We start from the raw sequence: 15,166 nt of genomic DNA, 5'->3' as shown, positions 1-15,166 counted from the left end.
GGTGAAACTCCGAAGGCTGTTATCCAACAGAATCCCCCACACTCCGACAGGAAGTGTCATGCGCCCCCGCATCGCCCGCACGCTCCTGCTGCCCTTCCTGGCCCTGTCCGGCCTCCTCCTGACCCTCCTCGCGGCGCCGCCCAGCACCGCCGACCCCGGAGCCCCACCCGTGAAGCACAGCACGTACGCCGGTTATCTCTTCGCCTACTTCACCGGTGAGGGCACCGCCGACGGCGAACAGATCCGCTACGCCCTCAGCCGCGGCAACGACCCGCTGCACTGGCGTGAGCTGAACGCAGGCAAGCCGGTGCTGACGTCGACGACCGGTGAGAAGGGCCTGCGCGACCCCTTCGTGATCCGCTCCCCCGAGGGCGACAAGTTCTTCCTGATCGCCACCGACCTGCGGATGTACCAGAACTCCAGCGGCAGCTGGGACGACGTCCAGCGGCACGGCAGCAAGTCGATCATGGTCTGGGAGTCCACGGACCTCGTCCACTGGACCGACCAGCGCCTGGTGAAGGTCTCCCCCGACAGCGCCGGCAACACCTGGGCCCCTGAGGCCTACTGGGACGACGAGCTCGGTGCGTACGTCGTCTTCTGGGCGTCGAAGCTGTACGCCGACGACGACCCGGACCACAAGGGCAGCACGTACAACAAGATGCTGTACGCGACCACGAAGGACTTCCGCACCTTCAGCGAGCCGAAGATCTGGAACGACCCGGGCTACTCGGTGATCGACTCCACCGTCGTGAAGTACGGGGACGAGTACTACCGCTACACCAAGGACGAGCGGGACCCCAGCTCCTCCAGCCCCTGCTCGAAGTTCATCACCGGCGAGAAGTCGACCTCGCTGACCTCGACGACGTACGACTTCGTGGCCGACTGCATCGGCAAGGGCGCGATGGACCGCGGTGAGGGCCCGACGGTGTTCAAGTCGAACACCGAGAAGAAGTGGTACCTGTTCATCGACGAGTACGGCGGGCGCGGCTACGTGCCCTTCGAGACCACCGACCTCGCCTCCGGCAAGTGGACCCCGTCCACGAACTACCAGCTCCCGGCGAGCCCCCGGCACGGCACGGTGCTCCCGGTGACGCAGCAGGAGTACGACCGTCTGCTGGCCGCCTACCCGTCCACCTCCACCTCGGTCGTGGACGCGACGGCGAAGCACCAGAAGGGCTACGCGATCGTCACGGACAGCGCCTCGAAGGTCGTCCTGCCCATGCGGCCGGACGCCGATCTGCGGGGTCTCGCCCCGAAGCTGTGGGTCGGTGAGGGCGCGAAGCTCAGCCCGAAGTCCGGGACCCGGCGGGACTTCCGCATGCCGCAGAAGTACACGGTCACGGCCGCCGACGGCACCGAGCGCACCTGGACGGTCGAGGCGGTCCGCACCCGCAGCCCCCTGCTGCCCGGCCTGAACGCCGACCCCGACGTCCACTACCTGAACGGCCGGTACTGGATCTACCCGACGACGGACGGCTTCCAGGGCTGGAGCGGCACCAGGTTCAAGGCGTACTCGTCGAAGGACCTGGTGAACTGGAAGGACCACGGCGTCATCCTCGACCTCGGTCCTGACGTGAGCTGGGCCGACAAGAACGCCTGGGCACCCGCGATCGCCGAACGCGACGGCAAGTACTACTTCTACTACTGCGCCGAGCAGCAGATCGGCGTGGCGGTGGCCGACTCTCCCGCGGGCCCCTTCAAGGACGCGCTCGGCAAACCGCTGGTGGCCAAGGGCGGTTCGCTCAAGGGTCAGATGATCGACCCGGCGGTCTTCACGGACGACGACGGCCAGGCCTACCTGTACTGGGGCAACGGCCACGGGTACGTCGTGCCGCTGAACGACGACATGGTGTCCTTCGACGCCTCGAAGGTGAAGGACATCACCCCGGACAACTTCCGCGAGGGTTCCTTCGTGATCAAGCGGAAGGGCACGTACTACTTCATGTGGTCGGAGGACGACACGCGCAGCGAGAACTACCACGTGGCGTACGCGACGGGGCCGTCCCCGCTCGGCCCGTGGACCAAGCGCGGGACGATCCTCGAGAAGCGGCCCGAGTACGGCATCCTCGGCACCGGTCACCACTCGGTGGTGAACACCCCCGGCACCGACGACTGGTACATGGTCTACCACCGCTTCGCCCTCAACGGCCCCGGCCTGCCGGGCGGCGACGGCATGCACCGCGAGACGACCGTCGACCGCATGGAGTTCGCGGCCGACGGCAGCATCAAGCCCGTGGTGCCGACGCTGGAGGGCATCAAGCCGGTACGGCGGTGAGCCTCACAGGACGTCGTCGAGCCAGCTGACGACCTCGTCCTGCATGGGTGCGGTGAAGACGTGGCCGGACTCCGGCCACGTCTTCGTCCGTATCCGCTCCTCGGCGTGGTGCGAGCGCCAGACGGCACGCAGCTTGTCGTACGCGAGACGCACCCCCTCGGCCGGGAACAGCGTGTCGAGACCGCCGTCGAGGAACAGCATCGGCCTGGGAGCGGCGATGCTCGCCACGTCGGGGATGTCGAGGTGCCGGGCGAGCCCGGGGTGGAGCATGTAGTACGCCGACTGCCCGCGCAGCGTGTTGTTGCCGGGCACCATCATCTCCTTCAGGCCGGTCATCCAGCAGATGCTCGCGGCGGCCGCCACGTGGTCGCTCAAGGCGGCGGTCTGCCAGGCCCGGTAGGCGCCCATGGAGAAGCCGACGGCCGACACCCGGCGGCCGTCCACCCGGTCGAGTCCGGCAAGGAACGCGGCGGCCCGCTGGTCCTCCCGGGCCATGAGCCCGGCGAGTGAGGAGCCCAGGTTGAAGAAGTTGGACGCCAGGGCCTGCTGCTGCTCGTAGGTGAGCGGGCCGCGGTCGCCCCAGCCGAGCGCGTCCAGGCAGAGCACCACATAGCCGCGGCGGGCCAGTTCGTCACCGACGAACCGTCCGCTGAAGTACTTGTCGGCCCAAGCCTGGGCGGAGGCGAGACGGGTGTCGTCGTACCAGGGCCGGACGAGTTTCTCCTTGCCGATGTCGAACCGGGCGCCGTGGTCGTGCAGGAGCAGCACCGCCGGGAAGGGCCCGCGGCCGTGCGGGGTGAGCAGGGCGCCGCGCACCCGTTCGTAGCGGGTGAGGGAGACGGTCACCAGCTCGCGGGTGCAGTCCCCGGTCCGGGAACGGCCGCTGAACTCCGGCGCGTACGGCGTCGCGTCCTGCCGCTCTACGAGGAGGTGCTCCTCGACGGTGGTACGGGCGGCACGCCGCCAGGCGCGGACGTCGCGGATCGGGGACCTGCCCCAGGCGAGCGGGAAGGTCAGTGCCTCCGTCAGCGCCGGGTGGAAGTCCGGCAGCGGCCCGTCCACGTCAGCAGACGCGGCCGGCACCCGCTCGGGCGTCGACGATGCCCGGGACGGCTTTCGCCGGGTCGACGTCCGCGCGCAGGGTCGGCGTCCAGCCGGCGCCCGACCGGAGCGTCTCCCCCGGGATCTCCGCGTTGTGCACGGCGATCAGGTCGACCGCCTTGCCGTTGACGACGTTGGAACCCGCGGTGACCGGTGCCTCGTTCCACTTCTTGAGGATCTTCGCCGGACTGATGCCCTGCGCCAGCGTGAACGCGTTGTGCTCGGCGACGAGCCGGGACTCCTTGCCGATGCCGTAGACGTAGCCCCACTTCTGGCCCTTGGTGACCACGAAGTGGTTGTTGTACGAGTCGACCTGCCCGAACCGCACCCGCGGCGCCCGCTCGACGATGCCCTCGAAGCGGTTGTGGTGCAGCGTGACCTTCAGCTTGCCCGTGTCGTCGGCGGTGGCGCTGTCGCTGTTGCCGATCAGCATGGTCTTGTCGTGGTCCTTGAACGAGTTCCAGGACACGGTCACGTGGTTCGAGCCGCGCACGACGTCGAGCAGACCGTCGTGCTGCTGGTAGGTCTTGCCGAAGTAGGCCGGCAGGCTGCTGTCGGGGTGGCGGCCGTCGGTGAGGGTGTTGTGGTCGACCCACACGTGCGTGGAGCCGTGGACCACGATCCCGTCGTACTCGGAGTTCCAGGCGCCGGTCTTGTCGTCGTCGGTCGGGTCCCACTGCGGGAAGCAGTCGATCGGGGCCTCGAAGGCGAGGTTGCGGACGATGACGTTGTCGACGCCCTTGATCTGCAGGCTGCCGCCGCGGATCCCGGACCCCCTGCCCACGCCGATGATGGTGGTGTCGGCGGGCACGCTCGCCTTGATGGTCTTGTCCTGCGTGGCGGCGGACGCGGCCCGCAGGTCCTCCTGCTCCCCGCTGACCGGCTTGTCGTGGCCCCAGACGGCGGGGTCGTAGGCGGCGAGGTACTTCTGGAAGTCGTACCCCGCGGCGGCGAACGCGTCGCACCCCTCGGAGACGGCGTCGATCACCCCTTTGACCTTGATGATCCTGGGCGCCGACCCGCCGTCTTCCAGTGCGGCCCGGAACTGCTCCCAGGTGGTGACGGTGTAGACGTGCTGCGCGTCGGCCGTCGATCCGCCGGTCGTACCGGTGCCCTCGGAGGCCCAGCCGTCGCCGGCCCCGAGAATCTGACGAGCGACGTCCCGGGGCTGGGCCTGCGCGCCGGGGCCGCTCAGGGACAGCACGAGCGCAGTGCAGCCGATGAGCAGGGCCGTTCTCGTAATGACATGATCATGACACTTGCGTATGTGCATGGTGCGGCTCTCTTCCTTCTTCGTCGGGGGGTGTTACGCGGCGGACTCCGGCCAGGTGATCCAGGACTCCGGGATCCGCTCGTCCAGCCGCCGTACCTCACGCGGCCCGAGGACCCGGGTGCGGAGCAGTTCCCGCGCCACGAGCCGGGCCACCTCGATGGCTCCCGGCGGATTGAAGTGCGTGTTGTCCTGCTCGGTCGCCGTCCAGTTGAAGTACTTCTTGGTCTCCTCGACCCCGAGCCGCTGCCACAGCGCGAGGGACAGCGCCTGGACGTCGAGCAGCGGGACCCGCTCCTCGGCGGCGAGCGCCCGCATGGCCGCCGGGTACTCCCCGTGCGTCGGCAGGGCCTTCCCGGCGGCGTCGAACCGCCGCCGCTCCACGGAGGTCGCCAGCACCGGCCGCGCCCCATGGGCCCGGGCGCCGTCGAGATACATCCGCAGATACTCCTGATACGTCGTCCAGGGTTCGGTGTACCGCGTGGGGTCCTCCCGCTTCTCGTCGTTGTGAGCGAACTGCACGAGCAGCAGATCCCCGGGCCGGATCGCGGACAGAATCCCCTTCAGCCGCCCTTCATCGACGAAGCTCTTGGAACTCCGCCCGTTGACGGCGTGATGGGAGACAGCGAGCCGGGAGGACTGCAGAAAGAAGGGAACGGCCATGCCCCACCCGGTCTCGGGCGCGGCGTCCTGGTACTTCTGTGCGGCGGTGGAATCACCGGCGATGTAGAGCGTGCGGGTGCGACGGGCGCCGGCGTGAGCGGTACCGGTGGCGGCAAGCACCAGGGGTACGGAAACGGCCGCGGCAGCGACTTGTCTACGACTCAGAGACACGCGGAGTCCCTTTCAAAGGGGGGTGATGGTCCGACGTCGGGGGCGCGCGGGGAACTGCGCGAACAACCACGGGACGGCCCGCACCCTGCACACCACAGGCCGCCCCACGGCGATGTCCAGAACTAGCCGTGCTGCTGGTTCCATTCCTCCTGCGCGGCATTCAGCTGATCGGCCATCGTGTCCAGGAATTCCTTCGCACTCATCTTCCCGAGCAGCACCTTCTGGAAGTTCGGCTCGTTGTCAGCCTTGGAGATCGTGTTCCAGTCCGGCAGGTAATACGGCAGCTGCACAATCGTCGTGGACCCGTCCGACAACGCGTCAGCGGCCAGCTTCGTCGGCTCGGCCTTCGAGATCCACGCGTCCTTCGCCGCGTCCGTGTTCGACGGCACCTGGCCCGCCGCCTCGTTGAACTTCGAGTTCTCCGCCTTGGACGTGGCGAACTCGATGAACTTCCAGGCCGCGTCCTTGTTCTTGCCGCTCTTGAACAGTCCCAGCCCGTCCACCGGGTTGGACACCTGCACGCGCTTGCCGGAGGAGCCGACCGGCTGCGGAATGCCCCGGAACTTGTCGACCCCGAGCGCCTTCACGTGGTCCTGGTACGACCCGAGGTTGTGGTTCAGCATCCCGATCGTGCCGGAGTCCCACTGCGCGACCATCTTCGTGAAGTCGTTGTTGAGGTCGGCGGCCGGAGTGACCTTCTTGTACAGCGCCGCGTACTTCTCCAGCGCCGCCACGTTCTTGGGGTCGTTGACCGTGGTCTTCTCACCACTGGAGTCCCAGAACGACGTGATGCCGGACTGGCCGTACATGGCGTCCAGCGCCTGGGCGATGGAACCCGCACCGCCGCGAATGGTGTAGCCGAACTCGTTCTTGCCCGAGTTCGTCAGCTTCCCGGCGGCCTCGTAGAACCGCTCCCACGTCGTCGGCTCCTCGAGCCCCGCCTTCTTGAACAGATCGGTGCGGTAGTACAGCACACCGTTGTTCGCGGAGGTCGGGATCGAGTACAGCTTGTCGTCCCCGCCGCCGGCGGCCTTCAGCGACTCGACCATGTCCTTGTTGAGCTTGCCGTTCAGCGAGGACGAGCCGAGCCGCTCGTCGAGCGGCTCCAGCGCGCCCTGCGCGGCGAACCCCGCCAGCATCGCCGCGCCCACACCGCCGACGTCCGGCAGACCGCCGCCCTGGAGGGCGGTGTCGACCTTGGACTGGTACTCCGTAGAGGCGATCCCGACGTACTCGACCTTGATGTCGGGGTTGGCCTTCTCGAAGTCGGCGATGACCTCCTTCCAGATCTCGGTGCGGACACCGCCGTTGTTGTCCCAGAAGACGATCTTTCCCTTGCCGCTTCCGTCGGCGCCCTTGTCGCCGCCCGCCCCGCTGCCGTCGTCGCCGCAGGCGGTCGCGGTCAGCGCGAGCACGGCCCCCAGGGCGACGGCGGCCGGGGTCCGGCGCCCGCCTCTGCTGCTGGTGCGATTGCTGATCTTCATTGGTCGGCTCTCTTCTTCTGGATCCAGCGGAACTTGAGGGTGTGGGGGGTCAGTGGCGGACGTGCGGCGCCCAGCCGTCGGTGCCCGCCAGGTAGGCGGTGACGGTGTGGGAGCGCGCGTCCCGGTCGCTCATCTGCGGACGGTCCGGGGTGACGGACGCACCCGGGCCGTGAGTGCGGTACTCGGTGAACCGGGCGTCCCTCCACGAGAACCCGCTCATGTCGGTCCACGGCGCGGACTTGACCGCGGCGGGCAGCCAGGTGTCCCGGATCAGGACCTGGGCGACCGCGTCCGGCTCACCGCCGGGATGCCAGGGCCGTCCCAGGTGGTAGGTCCCGGCGGGGGCGTCGCTGACGATCCTCGACCTGGTGATCAGGAACCCGTACGGGTTGCCCTTCCACGTCGAAGCCGCCGTGATGTAGCCGTTGTTCGAGTCCGAGCCGCGGCTCAGGGCCCGGATCACCGACCGCTCGATCACCGTCGTGGCCCGTCCGTAGACGAAGTCGACGTCGCCCTCGACGTAGGAGCCGCGGACGTAGACCCGGCTGACGGTGGTCAGCTTGGGGCTGTCGGTCATCAGGGTGTCCTGGTTGCCGAGGAACGCGGTGTTCTCGAAGACGATCCGGTCGCCTGTCGTCTTCATCGCCAGGGCCTGCTCGCCCTTCAGCTCGTGCGCGGCCTCGTCGAAGTCGTTGCTGAAGGTGAGATTGCGTGCGGTGACGTCGTTCGCGGCGATCCGGACGGTGGCGCTGCCCGTCGACCCGCCGTACTCGGCGGGTGTGTCGAAGACGATGACCGTGTCGGAGCGGTCCCGCCCGGTGCCGCGCAGCTCGACGTTCGGTTTGGCCGCGGGGATGAACACCTTCTCGCGGTAGGTGCCCGGCGCGACGGCGATCGTCACCGGGAGGTCGTTGCCGTCGGGGACGGCGTCCACGGCGTCCTGCACGGTCGGGTGGTCGCCCGGGACGTTCAGGGTGACCGGCCCGCCGATCCGCTTCTGCGGCCCGGAGAACCGCTTCACCAGCGCGGGAACGGCGGCGGCCGGGTCGAGGCGGTAGGAGTAGAAGTCCCGCGGGTCGAACGCCGCGCCCCACGCGTCGTGCCGGCCCGTCGTGTTGCGCAGGATCGACCCGCGCTGCACCAGCTCGGCCGTCGCGTCGGCCTGGTAGGGGTGCTGGACGCCGTCGTAGAAGCTGTTCTCGATGACCATCTTCGTCCGGCCGCGCGACCAGTTGCCGTACGTCCAGACCGGGTCGCCGTCGGACAGCTGTGAGGAGAGGTGGTTGTTGTAGAGGTGCGCGTAGGCGCAGTTGTCGGCCGATGGGTTGCGCTGCTTGGTGCCCCGGAACCAGTTGTGGTCGACGGTGATCTGCGTCCTGACGTTCGGGGTCCAGCCGATGCCGAAGGTCTTGTTGTTGTCCGTGAACTGGTTGTAGGAGACGGTGACGTACTCGCTGTCCTTGCGGATGTCGAGCTGCCCGTCGCAGATCCGCGAGAACCGTATGTGGTCGATCCACACGTGGTGGGCGGTGTCCAGGCGGATGCCGTCGTAGTCGGTGTCCTTGCAGTCCCAGTTGCCCTCGATGGCGGTGTCGCGGATGGTGAGGTTGCGGATGACGACGTTGTGGGTGCCGGGGTCGAGGGTGAAGCCGCCGTGCACGATCTCGGCCGTGTCGCTCACGCCGATGATGGTCTTGTCCGAGGCGACGGGTATCTCCGTGCCGAAGGGCTCCATCTCCAGGGCGCCCTTGACGCGGATGACGTACGGCTCATCGGCCGCCGCGTACTTCGCCAGTGCGGCCCGGTCGGTGACGGTGACGACCTTGCCGCCCGCCCCGCCGGTGGTGCCGCCGCCGAGGGAGGCGAAGCCGTGCGGCCGGTCGGTCCAGCGGTCCGCGGCGGGGCCGGACCGCACGTCCGGTGCCGCCTGAGCCCGGGCGTCCCCGATCGACCCGAGGCTCAGCGCGGCCAGGAGGCCGAGCACGGCGGCCACGCCCGTGCCGGGCCGCCCCGGTCTCGACAAGCGCTTGCTACGGAGGTGCGTCATTGCGGCTCCCAACAGGCGTACGACAGAGGTGCGTTACGGGGTGCTGATCCGGAACCGGGTGAAGGCCGCCGCACCGGCGTGCCCCTGGCCGGCCGGCGCGAGGGCGAAGAGGCCGAGCAGGGCGCCGACCCAGCGCGAGGGGGTGGCGGCGAAGACCGGACCCGACGGCCGGAAGCCGTCGCCGACGTCGGCGGAGAAACGGCAGCGTGCCCCGGCGTCGATCTCGATCCTCAGCCGGGCCCGGCCCTCCGGGGCGAGCCGGGCGTGGGCGGCGTCGCGTTCGGCGTCCGCGACGGCTTCGGCGAACCGGTGCACGAGACGGACGGTGCCGTCCGTGCCCCGCTGGAGTCCGATCCACCCGAACGCGTCCCCGAGGACGGCGAGTCCGGCCCGGGCCCCGGGCTCGTCACCGTCGAGGCGCACCTCCACCTCGACGGTGCAGGGAGACCCGGGCAGCCGCTGGGTCAGTACATGGGGCAGTTTCCGCAGGTCCTGGGCGTTCGCCGAACGGACGCAGGTCAGCCGCAGGCCGTCCCCGGAGTGCTGGGTGGCCCAGCCGTCCCGCGGGTTGGCCGTCCACTGCCACTGGCGGCCGTACCGCCCGCCGGGGAAGTCGTCGTCGGTGGCGGGCGCGGCGGGCGGCTGCGGTGGCAGGGCGGGGCGGCGGTGTTCGGCGACGGGGGCGCCGTCGTCCCCGAGCACCGGCCAGCCGTCCTGGCCCCAGCGCATCGGCTGGAGGTGCACGACCCGGCCGTGGGCGCCGCGCTGCTGGAAGTGCAGGAACCAGTCCTCGCCGGACGGGGTGCGCACCCAGCCGCCCTGGTGGGGGCCGTTGACGTCGGTGTCCTTCTGCTCCAGGACGATCCTCTCCTCGTACGGCCCGAAGAAGCCGCGTGAGCGGAAGGCGCCCTGCCAGCCGGTCTCGACGCCACCGGCGGGGGCGAAGATCCAGAACCAGCCGTCGTGGCGGTAGAGCTTGGGGCCTTCGAGGGTGAACCAGCCGGGTATGCGGTCACCGTCGACGATCACCTTGCCCTCGTCGAGGAGGTCGGTGCCGTCGGGGCGCATGCGGTGACCGGTGAGGCGGTTCTTGACGCCCGAGCGGGACTTGGCCCAGGCGTGGACCAGATAGGCCTCGCCGGTCTCGTCGTCCCACAGGGGGCAGGGGTCGATCAGCCCCTTGCCTTCCTTCAGCAGGTGCGGCCGGGACCAGGGGCCCCTGATCCGTGGGGCGTTGACCTGGAAGACCCCCTGGTCGGGGTCGCCCCAGAAGATCCAGAAGCGCTCGTCGTGATACCGGAGGGACGGGGCCCAGACGCCGCAGTCGTGCCGGGGCGTGGCGAACTCCTCGGCCGGTTCCAGGTCGTCGAGGGCGTGGCCGACCAGGGTCCAGTTGACGAGGTCCCGGGAGTGCAGCAGCGGCAGGCCGGGGGCACGGCCGAAGCTGGAGGCGGTCAGGTAGAAGTCGTCACCGACGCGGACGACGTCCGGATCGGACCAGTCGGCGTTCAGGACCGGATTGCGGTAGGTCTCCAAGGTCACGGGCTCACCGCCTTGCGGACGAGGGCCGCCGCGGCGTCCCGGTCGAGACGGCCGTCGGCGACGACGGTGACCACCCGGCGCACCACGGTCTCGCCCGGTGGGATCGGTACCCGCTCCTCGTGGGCCAGGGAGGAGCCGACGCCCGGGTACTCCTCGGTGCGCACGAACCACGGGTCGCGTCGGGTCTGTTCGGTGGCGCCGGCGAAGACCAGCGTCCAGGTGCCGCCCCGCAGAGCGAGCCAGTCGGCGGGGCGGCCGTGGACCTTCTCCTCCCCGTCGGCTCCGGCCGTGAAGGCCTCCGGCGCGCAGGACTCCTTGCGGGCCCGCCAGAAGAAGCCGCCGTAGGCCGCGCCCGGGCGTCCGTTGGTCGCTGGGCTGCCGATCGACAGGGGGCCGTCGGTGACGTTGGTGAGGGAGAAGGTGAGGTCCAGCGCCCAGGCCAGGCCGGTGAGTTCGGTCGCGGCGACCGTACGGCGCTCGCGCAGCAGCTCGCCGCCCGCGGCCACCCAGCGCAGCTCCTCCACGAAGCCGTCCGGGTCGCGCAGCTGGAAGGCGACATGCCGCTGCGAGCCGTGGTTGTCGAGCTCGGTCGGGCCCTGGTCGCGGACATAGGTGCGTCCGCCCCAGAAGTTGAACCCCTCGACGTCGGGAACGGCGACACCGACGCCGAGGTGGTGTGCGTGGTCGGCCGGGGCCAGTTCCGTCACGGCCGTGCCGGACAGGGTGGTGACGGGGTGCAGGTAGGGGCGCGGGGAGAGCCGGGCCGGCAGTTCGGGCCGGGTGACGTACCGGCCGACCGGCCGGCCCGCGACGCGCAGGACCGCTGTGCCGTTGCTGGTCATCGGGTGCTCACCTCGTTCGACAGCCGGGCCCAGGGGGCGCCGAGCTCGGAGTAGAGGGCGAGGGTGTCGGCGGCGGCCGCGACGAGCCCGTCGATGCCGGGCACCACACGGCGGTTCTCTTCGGGGATCCGGTGCCAGGCGGAGTCCGGCAGGGGCGCCGGGTCGGGTGCGGTGCGGATGGCCTCGACGACCTTCATGAAGGCGCCGGTCTCGTCCGGCGGGACGAGCAGGTCCGCGCCGGTGGTCAGGTGGTCGACGAGGTTCTCCAGCAGGTCGGTGCGGCCGTGCTCGGACTCCTGCGGGCCGTGTCCCGCGCGCTGGAGCAGCACGCGGTCCTGCTTGTACCAGAAGGTGATCCGTCCGCTGCTGCCGTGCACGAGCACGTACGGCTCGTCCGCCTCCTCGGCGCACAGGGTCGCGGCGACCGTGACCGGGTGGCCCTGCGCGGTGGTGATCCGGACGCAGGAGGTGTCGTCGGACTCGATGGCGTTGGCGCGCAGCAGTTCGGTCTCGATGCCGGTGACGTCCTCGGCGCGGGTGCTGCCGCCCAGGGCGAGGGCGGTGGCGACGGCGTGGGCGAGGGGGTTGGTCAGCGCCCCGTCGATCACGTCGACGCCGTTCAGCCGCCGCTTGCCCGCCCATGGCGCCCTGCGGAAGTAGTCCTCGTCGCGTACCCAGGCACCGGCGCCGCCGAGGCCGACCAGCTGTCCGATCGCGCCCTGCTCGACCAGTTCGCGGACGGCAGGCAGGGCGTGCGAGCCCAGCGACTGGAAGCCGATCTGACAGACGACTCCGGCCGCGGCGACCCCGTCGGCCATCCGGCGGAACTCGGCGTAGGAGGGGGCGGGCGGCTTCTCCAGGAGGAGGTGGACGCCGCGTTGGGCCGCCGTGAGGGCGAGGTCTGTGTGGGTCGGGATCGGTGTGCAGATCACGGCGATCCGCGCGCCGGTGGAGTCCAGCAGGGCACCGAAGTCGGCGGACTGCTCGGGTGTTCCGAGGTCGCCGAGCTCCTCCTCGGTCAGCGGCGTCAGCTCGCAGACGCCGACGAGCCGCACGAGGCCCTGCTTCTGGAGTCGGCGGATGTTCTCGACGTGCCAGCGGCCGTGGCCCCTGGCACCGGCGAGGACGACAGGCAGAGGTGTGTTCATGGCGTCGATCATGCGGCCGGTCACCGGATCCTCCCCGCCCCCGCGCCGCGGGCCACCGCCCGGTCGGCTGCCGCGGCACTGTCGATCCGCCCGTGCAGGGTGGGCGTCCACCCGACGTCGGCCGTCAGGTCCCGCTCGCTGCCCGAGTTGTAGGCGTTGTGGATGGCGAGCAGGTCGACCGGGAAGCCGTTGAAGAGCGCGCCGCTCTGGTGCAGGGCGCTGCCGTTCCAGCTCTTGACCAGGTCGGCGACCTCCACGTGGCCGGGCGCGTGGAAGGCGTTGTTCTCCGCGTGGATCCTCGACTCGGTGGAGACGCCGAGGGAGTAGCGGTGGTCGTCGCCGTTGATGTCGTAGCGGTTGTCGTAGACGTGGACCTGGCCGAAGCGGACGCGCGGGGCGCGCTGGACGACGGACTCGAAGGCGTTGTGGTGCAGGGTGACGCGGAGCTTGCCGCGGTCGCCGGTGGCGGTGTCGCCGTTGCCGATGAGCATCGCCTTGTCGTGGCCGGTGAAGCGGCTCCAGGAGACGGTGACGATGATCTTCGGGGTGTCGCCGCCGCCGTCGAGGGCGCTGACGAGTTCGGCCCGGTCGGTCACCGTGTACACGTGGGCCGCGTCGGCCGCCGCGCCTCCGGTGGTGCCCGCTCCCTCGGCGGCCCGGCCGTCCTTCGCGGGGACGGTGTCGCGGCCGATGTCCCGGGCCTCGGCGTGCGCGGGCACGCAGAGCACCCCCGGCAGCCCGGCCGCGACGGCCAGGTGTCTGCCCCTCATCCCTTCACCGCCCCCGCGCTGAACCCGGTGATCAGCCACTTCTGGATGAAGGCGAACACGATCACCACCGGGACGGCCGCGATGATGCCGCCCGCGGCGAGCGCGCCCAGGTCGACGCTGTCGGCGCTCATCAGGGAGTTGAGGCCGACGGGGATCGTCTGCTTGTCCTGGTTGTTCAGGAACATCAGGGCGAACAGGAAGTGGTTCCAGGAGTGGACGAAGGCGAACGAGCCGACGGCGATCAGACCGGGCCGCAGCAAGGGCAGCACGACGATCCGGAAGGCCGTCATCCGGTTGCAGCCGTCGACCCAGGCCGCCTCCTCCAGGGAGTACGGCACGTTCTTGATGAAGTTGCTGATCAGGATCATCGACAGCGGCAGCTGGAAGACCGTCTCGGCGAGGATGACGCTGCCCAGGGAGTTGATCATCTGGAGTTCGGCGAAGATCTCGAACAGCGGCACCAGCAGCAGCGCGCCCGGCACGAACTGGGAGCACAGCAGGGCCAGCATGAACGCCCGCTTGACCTTGAAGTCGAACCGGGCGAGGGCGTAGCCGCCGGCCAGCGCGACGAGCGTCGTCATGAGCAGGGTGGCGACGCCGACGAGCACGCTGTTGGTGAAGTAGGTGCCGAAGCTGCGGTCCGTCCAGACCTTCTCGAAGTGGTCGAAGGTCATCGGCCAGGGCACGAGCGAGGTCGAGCCGGCCGGGCGCAGCGAGAAGAGCAGGATCCAGTAGAAGGGGATGAGGGTGAAGATCAGGTAGATGCCCAGGGGCAGGTAGATCTGCCAGCGGGGTGCCTCGTCCCAGGCGCGCCTGCCCTTGGCGGGGTGCGGGGGTGCGGGGGCGGCGGGCACGGGGGCGGGCACCGTCTTGGTGGCTTCCTTGACGCTCACTTGCTCTCGCCTCCGAACTTGCTCAGCCGCAGGTAGACCATCGAGCAGAAGAGCAGGATCACGAACGCCACCGTGGTGAGGGCCGACGCGTAGCCGAAGTTGTGGGCGTCGACGGATGTGTTGGCGATGTACAGCGGCAGCGTGGTCGTCTCACCCGCGGGTCCGCCGCCGGTCAGGGTGTAGAGCAGGTCGACGTTGTTGAACTCCCACACCGCGCGCAGCAGCGTGGACAGGATGATGGCGTCCTTCAGGTGCGGCAGCGTGATGTGCCAGAACTGCTTGACGCGGCTCGCGCCGTCGACCTCGGCGGCCTCGTAGAGGTCCTTCGAGACGGACTGGAGGTCGGCGAGGATGAGGATCGCGAAGAAGGGCACGCCGCGCCACAGGTCGGCCACGACCGCCGCCGGGAACACGGTCGAGGTGTCCGACAGCCAGCTGGTGCCGTACGAGCCGATACCCATGTCCGCGAGGTAACGGGTGATGCCCGTCTGGGAGTTGTAGAGCAGCACCCAGATCGCGGAGGTCAGCACGCCGGAGACGGCCCACGGGGAGAAGACCAGGGCGCGTCCCAGGCCCCGGCCCACGAAGGTCTGGTTGACGATCAGGGCCAGGGCGAGGCCGAACAGCAGCTGGAGGCCGACCTCGACGACGACCCACTGGGCGCTGAAGACCAGGGTGTCCCAGAAGACGGGGTCCTCGGTGAAGGCGTGGACGAAGTTGTCGAAGCCCGCGTAGCCGTTCCGCCACGGCTTGGTGGGGTTGTAGTTCTGCAGGCTGTAGTAGAAGACGCTGATGACCGGGTAGGCGATGAACCCCAGCATGAGCAGGGCGGCCGGCGCGATCAGCAGGTACGGGAGCCTGCGCGGCGTGGCGGAGGCCCGGCGCCGCCGGGGTGGCGCGGGCGGTTTCGCCACGGCTGCGGCTTGGGCCATGACTGTTCTCCGTTCTCAGTGCGTCGTG

At 69.8% G+C, this 15,166-nt stretch carries 12 protein-coding genes; 1 reads left to right on the top strand and 11 read right to left on the bottom strand.

The genetic code is table 11. The annotated features are described in order from the left end of the window. Positions 1-58: 58 nt before the first annotated feature. A complete protein-coding gene (locus ACZ7EG_RS24645) occupies positions 59-2,275 on the top strand; it encodes a family 43 glycosylhydrolase (protein ID WP_471082750.1) in 2,217 nt (738 codons plus the stop codon). Positions 2,276-2,278: 3 nt separating this feature from the next. Here the strand turns inward: ACZ7EG_RS24645 and ACZ7EG_RS24640 are convergent, their stop codons facing one another. From ACZ7EG_RS24640 to ACZ7EG_RS24590, 11 genes are all read right to left on the bottom strand, one after another. Then, entirely contained in the window at positions 2,279-3,358 is a 1,080-nt protein-coding gene (locus ACZ7EG_RS24640; protein WP_471082746.1) for a dienelactone hydrolase family protein, read from the bottom strand. Next, on the bottom strand, positions 3,339-4,649 hold the full coding sequence (locus ACZ7EG_RS24635) for a pectate lyase family protein (RefSeq protein ID WP_471082743.1): 1,311 nt from the start codon (positions 4,647-4,649) through the stop codon (positions 3,339-3,341). Before ACZ7EG_RS24635 ends, ACZ7EG_RS24640 begins: the two co-directional genes overlap by 20 nt. 33 nt (positions 4,650-4,682) lie before the next feature. After that, positions 4,683-5,480 carry a rhamnogalacturonan acetylesterase gene (locus tag ACZ7EG_RS24630; protein WP_471082740.1) on the bottom strand — a complete coding sequence of 266 codons (798 nt, stop codon included), beginning with the start codon at positions 5,478-5,480 and terminating at the stop codon, positions 4,683-4,685. A gap of 122 nt (positions 5,481-5,602) precedes the next feature. Then, a complete protein-coding gene (locus ACZ7EG_RS24625) occupies positions 5,603-6,964 on the bottom strand; it encodes an ABC transporter substrate-binding protein (protein ID WP_471082736.1) in 1,362 nt (453 codons plus the stop codon). Between the two features lie 49 nt (positions 6,965-7,013). After that, positions 7,014-9,011 (bottom strand): pectinesterase family protein, encoded by a 1,998-nt coding sequence (locus ACZ7EG_RS24620; protein WP_471082733.1) that lies wholly within the window; start codon positions 9,009-9,011, stop codon positions 7,014-7,016. 33 nt (positions 9,012-9,044) lie between these two features. Further along, on the bottom strand, positions 9,045-10,553 hold the full coding sequence (locus tag ACZ7EG_RS24615; RefSeq protein WP_471082730.1) for a glycoside hydrolase family 43 protein: 1,509 nt from the start codon (positions 10,551-10,553) through the stop codon (positions 9,045-9,047). Beyond that, positions 10,550-11,395, bottom strand: a complete 846-nt coding sequence (locus tag ACZ7EG_RS24610) for a DUF6807 domain-containing protein (protein WP_471082727.1) — start codon at positions 11,393-11,395, stop codon at positions 10,550-10,552. The genes ACZ7EG_RS24615 and ACZ7EG_RS24610 overlap by 4 nt, the downstream gene beginning before the upstream one ends. Continuing rightward, the gene (locus tag ACZ7EG_RS24605) at positions 11,392-12,543 is read right to left on the bottom strand and encodes a Gfo/Idh/MocA family protein (RefSeq protein ID WP_471082724.1); all 1,152 of its coding nucleotides are present in this window, start codon (positions 12,541-12,543) and stop codon (positions 11,392-11,394) included. The genes ACZ7EG_RS24610 and ACZ7EG_RS24605 overlap by 4 nt, the downstream gene beginning before the upstream one ends. Positions 12,544-12,563: 20 nt before the next feature. Next, positions 12,564-13,313 carry a pectate lyase family protein gene (locus tag ACZ7EG_RS24600; protein WP_471082721.1) on the bottom strand — a complete coding sequence of 250 codons (750 nt, stop codon included), beginning with the start codon at positions 13,311-13,313 and terminating at the stop codon, positions 12,564-12,566. Then, entirely contained in the window at positions 13,310-14,206 is an 897-nt protein-coding gene (locus ACZ7EG_RS24595) for a carbohydrate ABC transporter permease (RefSeq protein WP_471082719.1), read from the bottom strand. Before ACZ7EG_RS24595 ends, ACZ7EG_RS24600 begins: the two co-directional genes overlap by 4 nt. After that, a complete protein-coding gene (locus ACZ7EG_RS24590; protein WP_471082717.1) occupies positions 14,203-15,138 on the bottom strand; it encodes a carbohydrate ABC transporter permease in 936 nt (311 codons plus the stop codon). The genes ACZ7EG_RS24595 and ACZ7EG_RS24590 overlap by 4 nt, the downstream gene beginning before the upstream one ends. Positions 15,139-15,166: the final 28 nt, after the last annotated feature.

This window comes from Streptomyces sp. NPDC037100, from assembly GCF_055606225.1.
This window is presented reverse-complemented; position numbering and strand designations above follow the sequence as displayed.

Bases quoted from the DNA above. Each gene is read 5' to 3' on its own strand.
- ACZ7EG_RS24590 (WP_471082717.1), bottom strand. From the start codon at position 15,138: ATGGCCCAAGCCGCAGCCGTGGCGAAACCGCCCGCGCCACCCCGGCGG.
- ACZ7EG_RS24645 (WP_471082750.1), top strand. From the start codon at position 59: ATGCGCCCCCGCATCGCCCGCACGCTCCTGCTGCCCTTCCTGGCCCTG.
- ACZ7EG_RS24635 (WP_471082743.1), bottom strand. From the start codon at position 4,649: ATGCACATACGCAAGTGTCATGATCATGTCATTACGAGAACGGCCCTG.
- ACZ7EG_RS24605 (WP_471082724.1), bottom strand. From the start codon at position 12,543: ATGAACACACCTCTGCCTGTCGTCCTCGCCGGTGCCAGGGGCCACGGC.
- ACZ7EG_RS24600 (WP_471082721.1), bottom strand. From the start codon at position 13,313: ATGAGGGGCAGACACCTGGCCGTCGCGGCCGGGCTGCCGGGGGTGCTC.
- ACZ7EG_RS24610 (WP_471082727.1), bottom strand. From the start codon at position 11,395: ATGACCAGCAACGGCACAGCGGTCCTGCGCGTCGCGGGCCGGCCGGTC.
- ACZ7EG_RS24620 (WP_471082733.1), bottom strand. From the start codon at position 9,011: ATGACGCACCTCCGTAGCAAGCGCTTGTCGAGACCGGGGCGGCCCGGC.
- ACZ7EG_RS24625 (WP_471082736.1), bottom strand. From the start codon at position 6,964: ATGAAGATCAGCAATCGCACCAGCAGCAGAGGCGGGCGCCGGACCCCG.